Here is an 18,129-nt window from a genome sequence, read left to right on the forward strand (position 1 = left end):
GGTATCCATGCGCCACATGATGTGTCGGATTGAAGCCTCGTTGCTACCAGGTGTTACAACAAGACAGCGATAAAGAGGGGCCGGCGGTGTGACATTCGTACGGCAGGGCACCACACTTGGGCGTTCAAAACTTCTGAATGTCGAGAGTGCTGGCGATGGGTGTACAGGTACTGTTCCACGGCTGTCTCGATGACTTTCTGCCACCTGACGGACGAGGGCAGCCGGCCACGCAACGCACCTCAAGGCGCACATCGCTCAAGGATCTGGTGGAGTCGTTCGGCGTGCCGCATACCGAAGTCGCCGCGCTGACCCTCAATGATGCCCCGGCCGCGTTCGAGACGCTGATCGAGCCGCTGGAAAGTGATCATTATCTGATCAGGGCCTGGCCGGCCGGTTTGTCTGGCGGATTGCCGGGTGGACATGCCCTGCAGCCGCCGCGTCCGCGTCCGGCCCGGTTTGTGCTCGATGTTCATCTGGGCCGATTGGCGCGCTATCTGCGGCTACTGGGATTTGATGTGTGCTGGCGCAACGATTTCGAGGATGAGGAGATTGCCGATACGTCGTCGGCACAACGGCGCATTCTGCTCACCCGCGATAGGCGCCTGTTGTATCGCCGCCAGATCGTGCATGGCTATTTCGTGCGCGCCACCGATCCGTCACAACAAATCGAAGAGATCTGCCAGCGTTTTGAGCTGCATGACGAGATTGATGCCTTCAAGCGCTGCGCGCGCTGTAACGGTCTTTTGATGAAGGTAGACAAGGCCTCGGTGGCTCATCGGCTAAAAGCGCGCACGCTCGATTATTATGACGATTTCTACCGATGCAACAAATGCCGCCATGTCTATTGGCAGGGCAGCCATTTTGCACGCATGTCTGACTGGGTCGAGGCCCTCAAACAGACTGCCATCGAAGGTTAGGCATTGGCTGGCCGCGCCATGAAAAGACGTTCCGTACCCTCTTTTTAACCACGGTATAATTGTATTACCCTAGTGTTCTTAAGGCCTGCTTCAACGAAGGAATCCTCATGAGCGCAAGACCCGACCAGCCGGCGTCGCTGCTGGGTACCGATATCGTGCCAGGCAGCATCAGTGTTCCACGAGGTGGCAGTGCCTTTCGACGTTTTCTGGCCTTTCTGGGGCCGGGCGCCATGGTCTCGGTGGGCTATATCGATCCGGGCAACTGGGCGACCTCGCTGGAGGGGGGCTCACGCTTTGGCTATACGCTTTTGTGCGTCATCCTGCTGTCCAACCTGATGGCGGTACTCTTGCAATCACTGTGCGCACGTCTTGGGATCGCCAGTGGGCGCGATCTGGCGCAGTGCTGTCGCGAGCATTATTCAAAACCGGTCAGCGTCGCGCTCTGGGCACTGTGTGAACTGGCCATCATCGCCACGGATCTGGCCGAGGTCATCGGTACCGCCGTGGCACTCAAGCTTCTCTTCGGGATTCCGCTGGCCTGGGGCGCGGCAATCACCATCGTGGATACGGTGGTGCTCCTGATGCTGATGCGACGCGGTTTCCGCTGGCTTGAAGCCTTCGTGATGTCGCTGATGGCGATGATCTTCGGCTGCTTTGTGATCGAACTTGCGCTGGCACAGCCCTCGCTTGCCGGCATTGCCGATGGTTTTCTGAGTCCTGACCCTGCGATCGTGACCAACCCTCAGATGCTCTACATTGCCATTGGCATCATCGGGGCCACCGTCATGCCGCATAACCTGTATCTGCATTCGGCGCTGGTCAAGACCCGGGATTTCGAACAACACGAGCACGGCAAGCGTGAAGCGCTGCGCTTTGCCACGCTCGACAGCACGATTTCCCTGTCGCTGGCGCTGTTCGTCAACGCCGGCATCCTGATTCTGGCCGCTGCGGTCTTTCACAGTGCCGGTAAAACGGTGGTCGAGATCGAGGAAGCCTACGGGCTCTTGAGCCCTTTGCTGGGCGCAGGGATTGCCGCCACGCTGTTTGGGGTGGCACTGCTGGCTTCGGGGCTCAATTCAACCGTGACGGCCACGCTTGCCGGCCAGATCGTGATGGAAGGGTTTTTGCACTTTCGCATGAAACCCTGGTTGCGACGTTTGATTACCCGAGGGCTGGCGATTCTGCCGGTGCTGTATGTGACCCAGGTCTATGGTGACCAGGGCGTGGGGCGGCTGCTGGTGTTGAGTCAGGTCGTGCTGTCGCTACAGCTGCCGTTTGCCATCATTCCGCTGATTCGCTTTGTCTCACGGCGTGACTGGATGGGCGCGCTGGCAATTGGCTGGAAGATCAAAACGCTCACCTGGGCCATCGCGAGTCTGATTCTGGTGCTTAATGTTCGGCTGATCATGGAAGTCTTTCAGGGGCTTTAGCGCCCTGAAAGACCTGAAACAGGATACAAGCGAGGATTCAGGCGCCAGAGATCAGGCATCCACATTGCGAAAACGAGCGTTGACCAGGCAGTAACTGCCGTAGGCCATCAGCCCCATGGCGACCAGTCCGAGCAGCCAGGGGCCGAAGGGCTGTTCGGCCACGGCCGCCAGAGCGCCCCCCAGCCCGCGCGCATCGGAGGGGTCGGTATTGATGGCGGCAAGGCATAGAAAAAGCGCCACGATCATGAACACGACACCGCGTGCGATCAGCCCGACCCGCGACACGTTGGCCGCAATCAGGCGCTGCATTCGGGTCATCTCGTTGAGATGCCAGTTCTTTTCATAGCTGTGTTGCCAGCCTCGCCAGATCTGGCGAAGCCCGACGCCAAGAAAGCCGAGTCCGATCAGAAAGATCGCCACAATACCGCCGGGATGAGACATGATCTCGCGGGTATGGCTTGCGGTCGAACCTGAACTGCCGCCGCTGTCGAGCAGCAGTTCAACACAATTGATGGCGATGCCGGCATAGATCAATCCGCTCAACGCATAGCCCAGTCGGGTCAGAATGCCCTTCCAGCCACGGCCCTTTTGTTCGGCGTCAAAAATGGCCTGCACCAGGCGCCAGGCGGTATAACCAAACAGCCCGATCGCCAGCAGGGTGATGAGCACGCTTCCAAAGGGCTGGGTGGCCAGTTTGTTGATGGCGGCCGAGGAGCCTCCATTACTCCCCCCCATCCCCAGTACCGCCATCATGGAGAGCCAGCCGATGGTGATATAGATCATGCCCTTGGCCGTGTAGCCACATCGGGCTGCAATGGTCACAAGACGCTGGGTATTGCCTCTGGGATGGTCCAAGCCAACTCCGAATTATCAATGATGGGCGTTTCAAGGGCTTCAAGTCTGGGAAACAACGCCCGCTTTTACCAGCGCTATCGCTCGGCACAGCACTTCTTGTATTTCCTGCCGCTGCCACATGGACAGGGGTCATTACGACCGGCACGAGCCATGGCGGGTGGGTCAATGACGCCATCGACATAGCGCCAGAGCCCGGCACTGCGACGAAACCGAGAGCGCTCGTGCAGTACCTGTTCCTGGCCGTCTTCGAAATACCATGCCTTGAATTCCACCATGCCCTGGGCACCGTGCGTACTTGTCTGCACGATCTCCAGACGCTGCCAGTCGACGGTACGCACATTGAGCATGGCAGCGTCCTGTGGCGGTCGTCCCGGGGCATTCTCCGCCCAGGTTTTAAACAGATAATCTCCTAGCCCGCCGAGGGCGAAAGCGCTGTAACGAGAGCGCATGAGGGCTTCGGGGGTGGCCGCGATTTCCTGTTCTCGGTGAAGTGGGCCGCAGCAGTGGTCATAGTCATGCCCGCTGCAGCAGGGACAAATGAAATCAGGGGTCATGGTTCAAGCCTTGGGTAGTGCGCTGATCGATGCCGTGGCAACAGTGGGGGTACCAACGACCGTCGTGCAGATCAAAAAAAGACCGGCCGACAGTGTAGAGACTGTCGGCCGGATGTCGAGCGGCGGGTCAATCGAAGGATCAGGCCTGCCAGCGAGCGCTCAGCCAGTTCAGGGCGCGGGCGGTGGTGGCGCGAACGCCACGCTCAAGAGCACTTTCATCCAGACGCGAGGTCGTGATGATGCTCTTGTCCTTGAGCGTGTCGCGGTCGGTCAGCTCAGGCGCCGACTTTTTCTGATGCTGCTCGTCGGACAGAACCTTTTCCTGAGCCTGGTTGATTGGCTCACCCGAGTACAGGACCCACTGATTGCTCTCTCTGACGGCGTAGGAGCGAATTTCACGCGGGGCGGTCACGGTCATGTCGGGCAGCTGGTCTGCGGTATCGCCCTTGAGCAGGCTGGCAAACCAGGCAAGACGCGAGGTCTCAACGGCCGGCTGCCAGGGCGCATTTTCCTGCGGGCTGTGCTGGGGCGCGAGCTGCCAGCTGTCGGCACCCATCTGCTGCCACAGATCAAGACGCGGCGACTGCTGTGCCAGCGTCGGCGTTTCGAATTGCTCAAGGCGAGAGGCCTGAACGGCTTCCTGCGGGGCCAGTGCCATGGTGGTGGCACCGCGCGGTGCCGGCCGGCTCTGGGCAACCTGTACCGGTGCGCTTTGCGCAGGGGCCTGCTGAACGGCAGCCGGTGCCGTTCTGGCGACGACATTGCCGGTATGGATCTCGTCGTTCAACGCCACGGGCTCCCGCTCGGAAGCGGTATTGATCGGCTCGGCGGCAGGGGCCTGAGCGATGGTGCGTGTCGGTGCAGGCGCGACGGTGTCGCCGGTACGAATTTCGTTGCTCACCCCAATGGGGGCCTGCTCGGGCGCGGTACGAATCGGCTCGACGGCAGGGGCCTGAGCGATGGTGCGTGCCGATGCAGGCGCGACGGTATCCCCGGTGAGAATCTCGTTGCTCACACCGATGGGGGCTCGCTCGGGGGCGGTATGGATCGGCTCAACGGCCGGGGCCTGAGCGACAGTGCGTGCCGGCGCAGGAGCGACGGTATCCCCGGTGCGAATCTCGTTGCTGACCCCAATGGGGGCTCGCTCGGGCGCGGTGCGGATCGGCTCGGCGGCAGGCGCCTGGGCGACCGCATGTGTCGGAGCGGGGGCAATGGCGCGTGCTCTGGCATGAGTGACCGGTGCGCCGGCATCGACCTGGCTGTAGAACTCAAGCGAGGGGCGAGGTTCAACAGGTCTGGAGGCGACAGTGCGCGCTTTGGGCTGCTCGGGGGCGGCAGTCGCCGGCTTGACCGAGGGCTCGGAGGCGCGGGCGGCAGCGACTTCAGGCTTTTGCACACTGGCCGGCTGGCGGACAGCCTGTTCACGGGTTTCACGCTCGATGGCGCGATCCATGGCCAGAGCGCTTTCAGTGGCGCTGGCATCTGCACTGCGGCTGGCCGGGTTCGGGCCAAAGCTGGCATGCGTCAGTTGCGGGTCGGAATTGGTATGGACGACCACGGCGTGAACGTTATCGCGCAGCAGCCACATGTCGCCGGTCTTGTCGAGCTTGGGTCCTCGCTTGAGGAATTCGGCAAGCACCTGCTCGCGACGGTCGTCTCCGGGCTGACAGGCCATTCTGGTCGAGGCGATGTCGCCAACTTCCAGTCTGGTATCGTCCGGCTGAGCCGTGGCGCTTAGATGGTTGCAGCCGACCCAGGCATCAAGACGGTTGCCGGTCAGATTGACCTTGGCACCGCTGATGTTGGTCAGCGCCGTGGCGTAATAGCCTGAAGATGAAGACCCGGAACTGGCGCATCCTGCCATCAGGGTGGCCAGTGCCAGCGTGGTGAGCGTTGGCCTGAATGCGTGTCGCATTGAAACTCCTGTTGCGTTGATCATGCTACCTGTCCCGGGTAGGCGTTCGGTTTGATGAAAATATCGGCACATAAGGGTTATAAGGCGCAAGCATACCCTGGTGTGAGTGCAAAGATGTGATCGAAGTGATGATTGTTACATGCTGTGGCATCACACTGTTATCCTTTGCCTCTTTTTCGGGTTGACATGGCCCGCACCCGGGGGTGTCACATCAGGACGGGATATGACAGATCGTAATATCGGCCGGGACGGCAAAACATTGCGTCAAAGGCTTATCTTGCCCCGCACTCGTCGCGCGCGTGGGCTGCTGTTGGCATTTTTACTGCTGCTGGCCGCCGGATGCTGGCCGGTGATCATGCTGTTCAATCGGCCGGTGGTGGTGGCCGGTCTGCCGCTGATGGCGCTCTGGAGCTATGTCATTGTGTTTGCAAGCGTCGCGCTCATGGCGCTGGGCAATCGACTGCTGACGCGCGAGACGACGCAGGACGAGCATTATCCGTCATCAGAGGAGTCGCGCAAACCATGATGGACATGACCCCGCTGTGGCTGACGCTTTTATATATAGCACTGGCCCTGTGGATTGGCATCCGGGCACGCCGTGGTCATGCCATGACGGCTCTTGAACAATGGGGTGTGGCCGGGCGCAGCATGAACGCCATGATGCTCTATCTGTTGATCGGGGCCGGCAGCGTCAGCGCCTACACCTTCATGGGCGCGCCAGGATGGGCGTTCTCGCGAGGTGTGGCGGTCTTTTATGTCGTGATCTATCTCTCCTATCTGGCGGTGGTCGCCTGGTATTTTGGCCCCAGAGTGTGGACGCTGGGTGCGCGCTTTGGCCATGTTACCCAGGCCAGCGCCATTCGGGACCGGTTTGAAAGCATGGCGCTGGGCGCACTGGCCTCACTGGTCATGGCGATCGGCACGCTGGCCTATGCGGTGCTTCAGACCATGGGTGCCGCCTACATCCTGAGCGTCATGAGTGGCGGCATGATCCCGATATGGGCCGGGGTGCTCATGGTACTCGGCGTCATGGGGAGCTATCTCTATATCAGCGGCCAGCGCGCCATCGGCATGACCAATGCCTTTCAGGGCGGGCTCATGCTGTTCGTGGCCTGGCTGGTGGGGCTGTGGGCCGTGCATGACTTCACCGGTGGCTGGACAGGTGCACCCCTTTTCGAGCGCCTGGCCGCCGAGCGGCCCGAGTTCATGACCCTGCCGGGGGCCAGTGGCAACATGAGTTTTGCCTTCTGGACAACGTCGATCATCGTGTCGATGCTCTCCTTTCTGCCGCCGGTCTGGACACAGTGGATGAGCGCACGTTCGCGCGAGACCATTCGTCGCTCGGCGACCTGGCTGCCCACCTACTATGTGGTCATTCTGCCCATGGTGGTGGTGGGCTTTATTGGCATTTTTACGCTGCCGGAGCTGTCGCGTGCCGATACCGTGGCGCTCGAGATGGCGATGCAGACCATGCCGGCCTGGGTGGCCGGGCTTCTGGGCGCGGGCACGCTGGCGGCGGCGATGTCGTCGTGTGAGCCCTTTGTTCATTCGGTGGCGCTGTCGATCACCCGTGATGTCATTCAACCGGCACTGCGACTCGAGGATGCCTTCACCGCGCGTCTGGCGCGCTGGATGCTTTTGCCGGTCCTGGCGCTGGTGGCGGTGCTTGCGATCAGCGAGCCCGGCAACCTGGTGATGATCCTGCTGGTGGGGCTCGGATTTGCCGCTCAGGTGCTGCCGGCGTTCATCGGCATGTTCTTCTGGTTCGGTGCGACCCGCAGTGGTGTCATGGCAGGCCTTCTGGCCGGGTTTGCAGTGACGTTTGCCCTGACGGTGATCTGGCCCAACCCGCTGGGTGTACATGCCGGTTTCTGGGGGCTTTTGCTTAACCTGCCGCTATTTGTCGCGGTCTCACGGCGTACTCGCTTGGCTTCTGAAGAGACGCTGCAACGGTTTTATGAGGTGGCACGACAACCCTGATGACAAGCAATCAATGCCGACTGACATGGCGCTGGTGGTGTCTGCTGTTATGGCTGCCGATACTGTCTGGCTGTTCGGGCGTGGAGGTCATCAACGCCCTGACGCCGGCAGGGCAGACGCAAACGCTGGATTCGATTGCCTACGGTGAGCTGCCGCGCCAGCAGCTGGACATCTACCGTCCGCAGGATGCCGATGGCCATGCCCCGGTAGTGGTGTTTTTCTACGGTGGCACCTGGCGGGAAGGGGATCGAAAGGATTACCGCTTTGTGGGTCGGGCACTGGCGTCACGCGGTATCGTGACCGTTGTGGCCGATTACCGGCTCTACCCCGAGGTGCGCTATCCGGCCTTTGTCGAGGACAGCGCGCAGGCGCTGGCCTGGAGCCATCGCCACATTGCTCGCTACGGGGGAGACCCTGAAAGGCTCTTTGTCATGGGCCACAGTGCAGGGGCCTATAACGCTGCCATGGTCGCACTGGACCCGCGCTGGCTGGCGGCGCAGTCGCTGTCACCCGACATTTTGTCCGGCTGGATCGGACTGGCCGGGCCCTATGACTTCCTGCCGATCACCAATGAAGATGCCCGTCCGGTCTTCGATTGGCCACATACTTCCAGTGACACCCAGCCCATCAACCACGTGAGTGATCAGTCACCGCCAGCGCTTTTGATGGCCTCGCACCGCGATACCACGGTCAATCCGATTCGCAATACGGCCGGCATGGCCCGCGCTCTGCGCGCCCATGGGGTCGCGGTGACCGAAGATTATCTTGATCGAACCAGTCATGTGACGCTGATCGCCTCGCTGGCCTGGCCCCTGCGCTGGCTGGGGCCGACCCTTGAGGATATCGACACGTTCGTGCACGACACCCCGGCTCGCCATGACGCCGGGGCGGATAACCCTCAATGATGGGCATGGCCGGTATCGCCGGTCAGCGCCGTTTCGGCCAGATCCACTTCCCGCACCAGTTTTCGCAGCACGTCATCGTTGATGTGATGCTTGCCGCGCAGGCGATAATATTCGCGCCGCTCGGCGCGCAGCGCCTCGACGCGGGTTTCCCGCTCCAGCGAACGAATGGCCTCCAGTCTGGGCGTGGAGACGGTGGTGTCGCCCAGCTCAAGGCGCTGTCGATACCAGGTCATCAGCTGTGAGCTGATGTCATTGAAGGCGATGATGAACTCTTCACTGTGATGTTCCCGGGTGAAGGTTTCCGCCCGCTGATGGTGAAAGTCCTCGATGCGCCGGATGGCGGCTTCGGCCGCGGCAATCCGGGCGCGACGCTCCTCTTCAAACTCATGGGTGTCACGGGGCAGGTCGAGATTTTTCAACACCAGCGGCAGGCCGATACTGCCGGTGATCAGGGTAAACATGATCACGCCGGTGGCCAGAAAGATCAGCAACTCGCGTGCCGGAAAGGGCGTGCCGTCATTCATCAACTGCGGCAGCGACAGCGCCGCGGCCAGCGTGATGGTGCCGCGAATGCCGGCCAGCGTCGCGGCCAGCATGACCCGCATCGAAAGAGCCGCGCGGCGCTCCTTTGAAAAGCGGCGCTGAAGCCAGGTGGCGCTCAGAATCCAGACAAACCGCGACAGCAGCAGCGCAATTGAAATGACGGCCACATAGCCCAGAAGGCGCAGAAACTCGTAATCGCCCACGTCATGCAGTGAATGATCCAGCGCCCCGCCGACGATATCCGGCAGCTGAAAGCCCAGCAGCAGAAAGACCAGCGCGTTGAGCGTGAACTCCAGCATCTCCCAGACGCTTTTGGTCTGCATGCGCATGTTGACCTGGCTTTCGCGTTTCAGGTCCGTGCGGTTGATGACCATGCCGGCGGCGACCGCGGCCAGAATGCCGGACATGCCGAAGTGCTCGGCCAGCAGGTAGGCGGCAAACGGCAACAGCAGCAGCAGAAGCAGAATCTGAATGGTCGAGCCTTCGCCCAGATGGCGCTCGATCAGGCGTGTCCGGATGACGTTGAAGACCAGCGCCACCGCTGCACCTACCGCCAGTCCGCCAACGGAAATGATGAAAAAGCCAAGCGTGGCATCGGCCACTGAAAAGGTGCCGGTCAGGGCGGCGGCGACGGCAAACTTGAAGGCCACCAGCCCCGAGGCATCGTTCATCAGCGACTCGCCTTCAAGGATTCTCATCAATCGTGGCGGCACCGGTAGACGCCCGGAAATGGCCGACACTGCCACGGCATCGGTCGGAGAAAGAATGGCGGCCAGGGCAAAGCAGACCGGCAGGGCCAGCGCCGGGAACAGCCAGTGAATGAAGGCGCCCACGCCCAGCACGGTAAAGAGCACCAGCCCCAGCGCCAGCGCCAGGATCGGCCCGCGCAGCACCATGAACTCGCGCTGGGGAAAGCGTCTGGCATCGGCAAACAGCAGCGGGGCAATAAATACCAGCAAAAAGAGCTCGGGTTCGAGCTCCACGTTCAGACCGATGCCCGGCAGGGCCAGTAAAACACCAAAGGCGATCTGCACCAGAGGTGTCGGCAGTGCGGGCAGAAAACGGGCCGCAACACCGGTCGCAGAAGCGATCAGCAGCAGTATCAGTACGAGAAAGACGGCATCCATGGGATCAGATTATCTGTGGCCTGAAGGGCATAAGTGATGAGGCAGGGCAGCATAGCGCATTTCCCGCTTCAACAAGGAGGGCCATCGCTTGCGTCCCGGGCGGTCAAAAAAAGGGAGTTCAAAGCTGTGATACAGTGGGTTTTCCTTCGGCAGATCGGTGTCAAAACCTGTTACTCGATTTGACAAGGAGATACCGCTGTCCTGTTCTGAAATCGGATAAACAACTACTAAAGGTATCCGTATGCAGATTCGTAATGTCGTGACCGGAGTGTTTGCTCTCTCGATGATGGGTGCAGCAACGTCTGCGCTCGCCGATACCTGGCGCTTTGGCCTTGAGGAGACCGAAGGGAGTGTTCAGTACGCTTATGCAGAGGCTTTCAAGGACCTGATCGAAGAAAAAAGTGACGGTGACATTACCGTTCAGATCCTTCCCTATGGGGTCTGGGGGTCCAACTATTCGGCGCTGTATGACGCACTGCAAAGTGGTGCCATCCCCCTCTCCTTCGGTTCAGGCTTCCTGGGCGGTACGGTGCCGGAAAGTCAGCTGATGAGCCTTAACTACGTCATGCCCAATGACCAGCTGGAAACCGCCGAGATCCTCAACTCTGATGCCTTCATGCAAAGCGAGGCGTGGCAGCAATCGTTTCGCAGTCGCGGGCTGGTGCCGCTGGCCGCCGTGCCTGAAGGCTTTCAGGTATGGACTGCCAACAAGGAAATTCGCACGCCCGAAGACATGAAGGGGCTGCAGATTCGCGTCATGGACAACAGCCTTTTGCGCGCCACCTATCAGGCCTATGGCGCCTCGCCCATCACCATTGCCTACGGCGAGCTTTACAGCGCCCTGCAGCAGGGCCAGGCCGAAGGCAACATTCAGCCCGTCTTTGCCCATGAAAACATGGGTTTTTATGAGGTGCAGGACTACATGATCTTCGCCGAACAGGCGCAGTTCATTGGCAATCTGATCGCCAATCAGGACTGGTACGAAGCCCTGCCTGACGATCAGCAGGAAATGCTGCAGTCCACGCTGGATGAAATGGTCCAGAAGGGGAACGATATCCAGACGCAGTTCAACGCCGAGCGTCTTGAGACCATCAAGGACAACAGCGACATCAAGATCATTCACCTTGATGAAAAGGAGCGCAGTCGCTTTCGTGAACTGGCTCGCCCGGTTCGTCAGGTCTATGTCGACATGGTCGGTGAACGTGGCAAGCAGGCCCTGGATATCCTGCTCAAGCAGGTCGAGGAGAGCAAGTCCGGCTCCAGTGACAGTGACGACGGTCAGGCCTCCTGATTCACCTGACCCTTTAATGGCATGAAAAAACGCCCGCAGGCACTGCCTGCGGGCGTTTTTTATGCCGTATCCCCGGCTCAGTCACCACCCAGCGAGGGCAACAGCAGAGAAATCTGCGGAAACACGATCAGAATCAGCGTGGCCAGCAACAAAATGAGGATAAAGGGTGGCGTGCCTCGAATGACCTCCAGATAGGGGCGGCGAAAGACGGCGATGGCCGTAAAGATATCGCAGCCAAAGGGAGGCGTTGCCGAGCCGATGGCTGCCTGTAGCGTCACGATGACCCCGACGTGTACCGGGTCCAGCCCGGTCGACTGCACCAGCGGCTTGAAGATGGGCACCAGGATCAGGATCACCACGATGGGGTCGACAAACATGCAGCCAATGAAGAAGGCCACGGCAATCAGCAGCAGCGCCAGAAACTGACTGTCGCCGATGCTGTCGATGATCGGCCCCAGAATCTGTTCGGGAATGCCTGCCGTGGCGAGCGCCTGGGAAAAGGCTGCGCCGATCGCTACCAGAATAAAGACCACGGCGGTAATCATGCCGGTCGAGAGCGCCAGGCTGCCAAGGTCGCGAATGCTGACCTGTCGATAGATCACCACTTCCAGCAGCAGGGCATAGGCCACCGCCACGGCCGAGGCCTCAACGGCACTGAAAAACCCTCCATAGATACCGCCGACCACCAGGATCGGAAAGCCCATTGGCAGGATAACGCGACGCAGGGCGCGTCCGCGCTCTCGCCATGAAGCCTTCGGGTCGGGCTCAATGCCCTTTACACGGGAGTCGATCCAGCAGTAGATCGAAAACATCACCATGATCAAAAGCCCGGGCAGAATACCGGCCAGAAAGAGATCGCCGATCGAGGTCTGCATCGCCACGCCGTAGATGATGAAACCGATACTGGGCGGAATCAGCAGAGCCACATCACTGGCATTGATGATCAGGGCCAGCGTAAAGGCGTCGGAATATCCCTTCTTGAGCAGGCGAGGGCGCATGGGCCCGCCCATGGCCACGACGGTGGCCTGAGTGGAGCCCGAGACGGCACCAAAAAGAGCACAGGAGGCTGCGGTGGTAATGGGAAGACCGCCTCGCAGATGACGGGTAAAGGCATCCACCACATCCAGCAGGCGATTGGCGGTATGGCCCTTGGTCAGGATATCGGCCGCAAAGATGAACATGGGCACGGCGGCCAGTACCCAGCTGCCGACGCCGTTGATCATCCAGCTGACCGCCTGATCCGGACCAAAAAAAGTCATTCCGGTAAACATCATGTAAAGCGTGCCGGCTGCCAGAGGCACCATCATGGGAAACCCCAGAAACAGCAGCACGAGCATGAGCACACCAAGCCCTGTCAGCATGATCCTTTCCCTCGCATTCTTGTCATTGGATGGTTGTTGCAAGTGCCATACGGATGGTGATCAATCGCGGGTCGTGTCGGCTTCCTCGTTTTCGCTATCGGGCAGTGGCGCGTCGTCGTAATCCTCCCTTTCCGTCAGCGAGCGCCAGATGCCGGGTGTGGTCAGGTTGCGAATGAGGGTCAGAACATACTGGATACCGGCCAGTGCAAAGCCGATGGGCAGGGCGAGATAAACGATCCACAGCGGCATCTGCAGTGAGGCACTGGTACGGCCGCGGTCATGAATGGTGATGACATATTCGATGGACTTGTAGCTGAAGTAGAACATCAAAAGCGCTGTCCCCAGACAGATCAGCACCAGAAGGGCCTTGCGGCGCTGGCCACTGAGCTGTTCATAAAACGCTGACATGCTGATGTGCCGGGCGTGACGGGCGGCATAGCCCACCCCCACAAAGGTGATGATCACGATCAGCATCTCGGTCATTTCATAAGTACCCGTGATGCCCTGACCCAGAACAATGTTGCCCACGACATGGGCGCTCATCAAAAGCGCCATGACGAGAATGCTGCCGGCAACGATGGTTTTCTCGATCAGGCCCAGTCCGCGATCCAGCATCAGCAGGGCGCGCAGCAGTGCACTCGAGGGTTGATCATCACTTTTTAAGGAAGAGGTCTGGCTCATGAGTCTTTATCCTTGTTGTGAAGAGCACACCTCAGACAATACAGCCTTGCCTCTTTATAACAAGTGGCGGGGCGATCGCCAGCATCGTCCTAGCGCGTACCGGGCGCCAGCGCCATCTCGACCAGATCCAGTTCGCGCACCAGCCGTCGCAGGGTGTGGTCATCGATCTGATGCGTTGAGCGCAGCCGATAGTACTCGCGTCGTTCTGCACGGATGGCCGCCAGGCGCATCTCGCGGGAAAAGCGCTGGTCATGTTCGTGACGCTCGGAGCTTGAGCGCTTGTCGTTGATGGTCATCAGGTTACGGTAGTAGCCGATCATGCGAGCGCTGGTCTCGGCCAGCACCGAGCGTTCAAGCTCCGTGTCATGGCGCTTTTGGGCGTCGCTGTACCAGCCCTCGATCGCCTCGATGGCGGCAAGGGAGGCGGCATGGCGTGCCGAGCGGGCCTCTTCATCGCGCCAGCTGTCGTCTGGCTTGTCCATGCGGCGCAACAGCAGGGGCAGGACGATGCTGCCCAGCAGCAGGGTAAATAAAATGACCCCGGTGGCCAGAAAGATGACCAGCTCGCGTCCCGGGAAGGCCTCGCCATCAGGCAGCGTCAGCGGCAGTGACAGCGCGGCGGCCAGCGTAATGGTGCCGCGAATGCCGGCGACCGTCCCGATGGCCATGATGCGGCTGGACAGGGGCACATGTGCCGTGCGGCGCCGCCGCGACGAGAGTCTGGAGAGATAGACGGCGCCCATGATCCAGACAAGACGCAGCGCCATCAGGGCCAGCGAGATGGCCACCACATAAAATGCAAGTTCCGGCAGGTTAAAGCTGCGGGTGTTGTTGAGCGATACCTCGATGGCCCCGCCAATGATGTCCGGCAGCTGCAGACCCAGCAGCAAGAAGACCATCGCGTTGAGCAAAAAGGTCAGAATCTCCCAGAAGTGGTTCATCTGCATGCGGGTACGGGTCTGGGCGTAGCGCTTGAGCTCGGTGCGGTTAATGGTAATGCCGGCCGAGACGGCAGCCATGATGCCCGAGCCATCCAGATGTTCGGCGATCAGGTAGGCCGCAAAGGGGATCGTCAGCATGACCAGCAGGATTTCGGTCGAGGATTCGGTGCCACGTCGGTCGATCAGCTTGCGGCGAATGGTCGAGAACAAAAAGGCCAGTGCAATCCCGACCGAAATGCCGATAAAGGTGATCAGGGCAAACTGCAGGCTCACCTGACCGAAAGAGAAGGCGCCGGTCATGGCTGCGGCCACGGCAAACTTGAGCGATACCAGGGCGGAGGCATCGTTCATCAGTGATTCGCCCTCAAGGATATGCATCAGGCGGGGCGGAATGCCCAGCCGGCCGGAAATGGCAGAGACCGCCACGGCATCGGTAGGGGAGAGTATGGCGGCCAGGGCAAAGCACACGGCCAGCGGCAGGTTGGGCAGCAGCCAGTGAATCAAAAAGCCGGCGCACACCACGGTAAATAGAACAAGGCCCACCGCCAGGGCAATGATTGGATGGCGCAGCGAGGTCAGCTCCCGCTGGGGGAACTGCCAGGCATCGGCAAACAGCAGCGGCGGCACAAACAGCAGCATGAAGGTCTCGGGCTCGAGACTGATATCCAGCGGTGTTTCCAGCCAGGCCAGCAGGGCGCCGATCGCAATCTGCAGGATGGGCAGGGGAATGCGCGGCACAAAGCGCGCCATGATACCGCTGCCGGCGGCCACCAGAATCAGGGCCAGTGCCAGTAAAACAATATGCATCAATGACTTCCTGTCACGTTATTCCTGTTTTTTGATGGGTGCCGGAGGAAATGGTTGCATCCACTTTTGACATGACGCGCCATCAGTCAGTTTGAATCTGTCGTCTCTCGTCATTGAGCCCATGAAGGCGCGCACAAAAAACCGGCATCTCAAAGGAGATGCCGGCAGGACTGACCCTTCGTGCACAGGGCACGCCAAAGGGCGGTATCAGGCGTGCTGGTTGCGGTGACGCCCTTCCTTGATCTCTTCAATCAACTTGTTGTTGAAGGCGTTGAGATCCTTTGGCGTGCGGCTGGTGACCAGCGCGCTGTCGCAGACTACTTCGCTGTCTTCCCACTGGGCGCCGGCGTTTTTCAGATCCTGCGCGATGGTGGGGACGGACGTCATGCGTCGGCCATCGACCACTTCGGCGTTGATCAGGATCCATGGGGCATGGCAGATCGCGCCGACCGGCTTGCCGGCCTTGAAGAAGTCGCGCACAAAATTCAGCGCCTTTTCCTCGGTGCGCAGGGTATCCGGATTGAAGTGACCGCCCGGCAGCATCAGCGCGTCATAATCATCGGCGCTGACTTCTTCGAGAACCTTGTCGACCGGATACTCATCGCCCCAGTCGGTCTCTGCCCACGCCTTGATGCCATGTTTTTTCAGCGACACCACGTGCACTTCGATGCTTTGCGCTTCCAGCGCCTTTTTCGGCGAGGCAAGCTCGGACTCTTCAAAACCGTCGGTGGCCAGAATGGCGACCTTGGTGCCTTTCAATTCGCTCATGTCAGAACACTCCTTATTCTTGACAGTGAAGGGTAGAGATCGGGCTCGTCTTACGCGTGCTGATGGCGATGACGGCCTTCATGAATTTCTTCGATCAGTTTGCTGCAAAAGGCATCCAGATCCTTCGGCAGACGGCTGGTAACAAAGGCGCTGTCGCAGACGACTTCGCTGTCTTCCCACTTCGCACCGGCGTTTTCCAGATCCTTGCGCAGGGCGGGGACCGAAGTCATGCGACGGCCCTCGACCACGCCTGCGTTGATCAGCGTCCAGGCGGCGTGGCAGATGGCACCGACCGGTTTGCCTTCCTGAAAAAAGCCGCGGGCGAAGGTCAGCGCCTTCTCATTGGTGCGCAGATTATCCGGGTTGAGCACGCCACCCGGCAGTACCAGCGCGTGGTAATCGTGTGAGCTGACCTCATCAAGGCTCTTGTCGACGGGGTAGTCCTCACCCCACTGGGTCTCGGCCCAGGCGCGAATCGTGCCGCGTTCGGGCGATACAATATGTACCTCGATGCCTTCGGCGGCCAGCGTGGCCTGTGGTACGGCAAGCTCCGACTCTTCAAAACCGTCGGTGGCCATAATCGCGACGCGAACGCCCATTAGATCCTGACTCATGTTTCTCCCCCAATCCTTTGGTGGTTTCAATATGTGCCTTCAAACGACCTGTGGCCGATAAAAAGGCATTTCAAGGGTAGTGCACTGCCGTGTCGTGGCGAGGGTCAATTCTGTGTCATGGATCAAGTCCTGAGCACTTTGTTGACGGATCGCCGGTGCCTTGCGGTTCACCGGTGACCTGACAGCGGTCCCGAGGCAATGTGGCCTTACGCCTCGTTTTTCGTCGGCGGCGCCATGCTTTCCAGCAACACCTTCATGTCGCCTTACGCTTCGTTCCTCGTCGGCGGCGCCATCCTCTCCAGCAACATCTTCATGTAGCCTTACGCCTCGTTCCTCGTCGGCGGCGCCATGAACTCCGGCCCGACCGGGTCGGTGATGCATTCCGAGAGGATGGCGTCGATGTCACGCATGGCCTTGTCATCGAGTGACCAGCCCATGACCTCGTTGGCCGGGTCGAGCTGATCCGGACGACGGGCGCCCCACAGCGCGACCGAAACACCGGGCTGATCAAGCAGCCAGCGCAGGGCCAGGTGCAGCACGCGCTTGTTGTAGTGCTCCTGGGCGTAGGCATCGAGCTTTTCAACGGCGCTGATGTACTGTTCAAAGCGCGGCGACTGGAATTTCGGGTCACTTTTGCGCAGATCATCACCATTAAAGGTGGTGTCGCGGTTTATCTTGCCGGAGAGCAGGCCGCGGCACAGGGCGCCATAGGTCAGGGTGCCCACACCGTCTTCGCGGATCGCCGGCAGGATGTCGTGCTCGATGTCGCGCTCGAACAGGTTATAGGGCGGCTGCATGGTGGAGAGCGGGCAGATCTGCTGGAAAGCGCGCATCTGCTCGACCGAGAAGTTGGAAACCCCTACGGCCCGAATCTTGCCGCTGTCCTTCAGTTCACGCAGTACCGTGGCGGCTTCCTCGATTTCAACGGTCGGGTCCGGCCAGTGCAGCTGGTACAGATCGATATAGTCGGTCTGCAGCCGCTTCAGACTGTCATTGATCTCCTGCTCGATGCGCCCACGGCTGGCATCACGATAGGGGCCGTCATCGTTCCAGTTCAGGCCACACTTGGTCGCCAGCACCGCCTTGTCACGGATGCCGCCTTCCTTGAGCGCCTTGCCGACCAGTCGCTCGGATTCGCCAAAGCCATAGACTGCGGCAGTGTCGATGCAGGTAATGCCGCGCTCGATGGCGCTCTGCACGGTCGCAATGGACTGCTTTTCGTCGGTGCCACCCCATTTCCAGCCACCAATGGCCCAGGTGCCGAGCGCAATGCGTGACGGTGTGAGATCACTGTTGGGGAGTTGAATCGTTTCCATCGAAAGACTACCTCCTTGAGACGCTGATTTTTGAAGCAGGGCCCGCTCATGATTAGGCCGCTATGAAAATCGTCACTCAAGCGTAGACGCCGGCAGGGCATCGTGCATGCAGCACCTGCTAATC

Annotated in this window: 16 protein-coding genes; 6 read left to right on the top strand and 10 right to left on the bottom strand. The window is 60.2% G+C overall.

Features of this window, described 5'->3' with window-relative positions; genetic code table 11:
- Nucleotides 1-155: 155 nt before the first annotated feature.
- Together B9G99_RS09105 and B9G99_RS09110 are read left to right on the top strand one after the other, a co-directional pair.
- The gene (locus B9G99_RS09105; RefSeq protein WP_158521474.1) at nucleotides 156-917 is read left to right on the top strand and encodes a Mut7-C RNAse domain-containing protein; all 762 of its coding nucleotides are present in this window, start codon (nucleotides 156-158) and stop codon (nucleotides 915-917) included.
- 107 nt (nucleotides 918-1,024) lie between these two features.
- Nucleotides 1,025-2,347, top strand: coding sequence for an Nramp family divalent metal transporter (locus B9G99_RS09110; protein ID WP_086621809.1), 1,323 nt, complete (start codon nucleotides 1,025-1,027; stop codon nucleotides 2,345-2,347).
- A 51-nt stretch (nucleotides 2,348-2,398) separates the two neighbouring features.
- Here B9G99_RS09110 and B9G99_RS09115 read toward each other — a convergent pair whose 3' ends face one another.
- The 3 genes from B9G99_RS09115 to B9G99_RS09125 form a co-directional block, all read right to left on the bottom strand.
- Nucleotides 2,399-3,202 carry a DUF1206 domain-containing protein gene (locus B9G99_RS09115; RefSeq protein ID WP_227875762.1) on the bottom strand — a complete coding sequence of 268 codons (804 nt, stop codon included), beginning with the start codon at nucleotides 3,200-3,202 and terminating at the stop codon, nucleotides 2,399-2,401.
- 74 nt (nucleotides 3,203-3,276) lie between these two features.
- A complete protein-coding gene (locus B9G99_RS09120) occupies nucleotides 3,277-3,756 on the bottom strand; it encodes a YchJ family protein (protein ID WP_086621810.1) in 480 nt (159 codons plus the stop codon).
- Nucleotides 3,757-3,895: 139 nt separating this feature from the next.
- A complete protein-coding gene (locus tag B9G99_RS09125; protein ID WP_158521475.1) occupies nucleotides 3,896-5,671 on the bottom strand; it encodes an META domain-containing protein in 1,776 nt (591 codons plus the stop codon).
- A gap of 223 nt (nucleotides 5,672-5,894) precedes the next feature.
- On the opposite strand from B9G99_RS09125, the gene B9G99_RS09130 reads away from it, so the two are divergent.
- Genes B9G99_RS09130 through B9G99_RS09140 form a run of 3 tightly spaced genes read left to right on the top strand, consistent with a single transcriptional unit; the run spans nucleotide 5,895 to nucleotide 8,556 of the window.
- On the top strand, nucleotides 5,895-6,197 hold the full coding sequence (locus B9G99_RS09130) for a hypothetical protein (protein ID WP_227875763.1): 303 nt from the start codon (nucleotides 5,895-5,897) through the stop codon (nucleotides 6,195-6,197).
- On the top strand, nucleotides 6,194-7,651 hold the full coding sequence (locus B9G99_RS09135; protein WP_086621814.1) for a sodium:solute symporter family protein: 1,458 nt from the start codon (nucleotides 6,194-6,196) through the stop codon (nucleotides 7,649-7,651). The genes B9G99_RS09130 and B9G99_RS09135 overlap by 4 nt, the downstream gene beginning before the upstream one ends.
- The gene (locus B9G99_RS09140) at nucleotides 7,651-8,556 is read left to right on the top strand and encodes an alpha/beta hydrolase (protein ID WP_086621815.1); all 906 of its coding nucleotides are present in this window, start codon (nucleotides 7,651-7,653) and stop codon (nucleotides 8,554-8,556) included. Before B9G99_RS09135 ends, B9G99_RS09140 begins: the two co-directional genes overlap by 1 nt.
- Here B9G99_RS09140 and B9G99_RS09145 read toward each other — a convergent pair.
- On the bottom strand, nucleotides 8,550-10,226 hold the full coding sequence (locus B9G99_RS09145; RefSeq protein WP_086621817.1) for a Na+/H+ antiporter: 1,677 nt from the start codon (nucleotides 10,224-10,226) through the stop codon (nucleotides 8,550-8,552). The two genes, B9G99_RS09140 and B9G99_RS09145, sit on opposite strands and share 7 nt — an antisense overlap.
- Before the next feature lie 241 nt (nucleotides 10,227-10,467).
- Between B9G99_RS09145 and dctP the strand changes: the two genes are divergently transcribed.
- Nucleotides 10,468-11,517, top strand: coding sequence for a TRAP transporter substrate-binding protein DctP (dctP, locus tag B9G99_RS09150; protein ID WP_086621819.1), 1,050 nt, complete (start codon nucleotides 10,468-10,470; stop codon nucleotides 11,515-11,517).
- 77 nt (nucleotides 11,518-11,594) lie between these two features.
- Here dctP and B9G99_RS09155 read toward each other — a convergent pair whose 3' ends face one another.
- The 6 genes from B9G99_RS09155 to B9G99_RS09180 all read right to left on the bottom strand — a co-directional run bounded on the left by B9G99_RS09155 (nucleotide 11,595) and on the right by B9G99_RS09180 (nucleotide 18,005).
- Entirely contained in the window at nucleotides 11,595-12,878 is a 1,284-nt protein-coding gene (locus B9G99_RS09155; protein WP_086621821.1) for a TRAP transporter large permease, read from the bottom strand.
- 60 nt (nucleotides 12,879-12,938) lie between these two features.
- Nucleotides 12,939-13,559, bottom strand: a complete 621-nt coding sequence (locus B9G99_RS09160) for a TRAP transporter small permease (protein ID WP_086621823.1) — start codon at nucleotides 13,557-13,559, stop codon at nucleotides 12,939-12,941.
- 89 nt (nucleotides 13,560-13,648) lie between these two features.
- Complete coding sequence (locus tag B9G99_RS09165) at nucleotides 13,649-15,307, bottom strand: Na+/H+ antiporter (RefSeq protein WP_086621825.1); 1,659 nt, start codon at nucleotides 15,305-15,307, stop codon at nucleotides 13,649-13,651.
- A 207-nt stretch (nucleotides 15,308-15,514) separates the two neighbouring features.
- Complete coding sequence (locus B9G99_RS09170; protein WP_086621827.1) at nucleotides 15,515-16,075, bottom strand: type 1 glutamine amidotransferase domain-containing protein; 561 nt, start codon at nucleotides 16,073-16,075, stop codon at nucleotides 15,515-15,517.
- A gap of 50 nt (nucleotides 16,076-16,125) precedes the next feature.
- Nucleotides 16,126-16,689 carry a type 1 glutamine amidotransferase domain-containing protein gene (locus B9G99_RS09175; protein ID WP_086621829.1) on the bottom strand — a complete coding sequence of 188 codons (564 nt, stop codon included), beginning with the start codon at nucleotides 16,687-16,689 and terminating at the stop codon, nucleotides 16,126-16,128.
- 320 nt (nucleotides 16,690-17,009) lie between these two features.
- A complete protein-coding gene (locus B9G99_RS09180; protein WP_086621830.1) occupies nucleotides 17,010-18,005 on the bottom strand; it encodes an aldo/keto reductase in 996 nt (331 codons plus the stop codon).
- Between the last annotated feature and the right edge of the window lie 124 nt (nucleotides 18,006-18,129).

It is taken from the genome of Kushneria konosiri, assembly GCF_002155145.1.
Classification (GTDB): Bacteria; Pseudomonadota; Gammaproteobacteria; order Pseudomonadales; family Halomonadaceae; genus Kushneria; species Kushneria konosiri.

Excerpts from the sequence above, each read along its gene's own strand:
- B9G99_RS09110 (WP_086621809.1), top strand. The coding sequence starts at position 1,025 with ATGAGCGCAAGACCCGACCAGCCGGCGTCGCTGCTGGGTACCGATATC.
- B9G99_RS09165 (WP_086621825.1), bottom strand. The coding sequence starts at position 15,307 with ATGCATATTGTTTTACTGGCACTGGCCCTGATTCTGGTGGCCGCCGGC.
- B9G99_RS09120 (WP_086621810.1), bottom strand. The coding sequence starts at position 3,756 with ATGACCCCTGATTTCATTTGTCCCTGCTGCAGCGGGCATGACTATGAC.
- B9G99_RS09170 (WP_086621827.1), bottom strand. The coding sequence starts at position 16,075 with ATGAGCGAATTGAAAGGCACCAAGGTCGCCATTCTGGCCACCGACGGT.
- B9G99_RS09135 (WP_086621814.1), top strand. The coding sequence starts at position 6,194 with ATGATGGACATGACCCCGCTGTGGCTGACGCTTTTATATATAGCACTG.
- B9G99_RS09130 (WP_227875763.1), top strand. The coding sequence starts at position 5,895 with ATGACAGATCGTAATATCGGCCGGGACGGCAAAACATTGCGTCAAAGG.
- B9G99_RS09125 (WP_158521475.1), bottom strand. The coding sequence starts at position 5,671 with ATGCGACACGCATTCAGGCCAACGCTCACCACGCTGGCACTGGCCACC.
- B9G99_RS09155 (WP_086621821.1), bottom strand. The coding sequence starts at position 12,878 with ATGCTGACAGGGCTTGGTGTGCTCATGCTCGTGCTGCTGTTTCTGGGG.
- B9G99_RS09160 (WP_086621823.1), bottom strand. The coding sequence starts at position 13,559 with ATGAGCCAGACCTCTTCCTTAAAAAGTGATGATCAACCCTCGAGTGCA.
- B9G99_RS09140 (WP_086621815.1), top strand. The coding sequence starts at position 7,651 with ATGACAAGCAATCAATGCCGACTGACATGGCGCTGGTGGTGTCTGCTG.
- B9G99_RS09180 (WP_086621830.1), bottom strand. The coding sequence starts at position 18,005 with ATGGAAACGATTCAACTCCCCAACAGTGATCTCACACCGTCACGCATT.
- B9G99_RS09175 (WP_086621829.1), bottom strand. The coding sequence starts at position 16,689 with ATGAGTCAGGATCTAATGGGCGTTCGCGTCGCGATTATGGCCACCGAC.
- B9G99_RS09105 (WP_158521474.1), top strand. The coding sequence starts at position 156 with ATGGGTGTACAGGTACTGTTCCACGGCTGTCTCGATGACTTTCTGCCA.
- B9G99_RS09145 (WP_086621817.1), bottom strand. The coding sequence starts at position 10,226 with ATGGATGCCGTCTTTCTCGTACTGATACTGCTGCTGATCGCTTCTGCG.
- dctP (WP_086621819.1), top strand. The coding sequence starts at position 10,468 with ATGCAGATTCGTAATGTCGTGACCGGAGTGTTTGCTCTCTCGATGATG.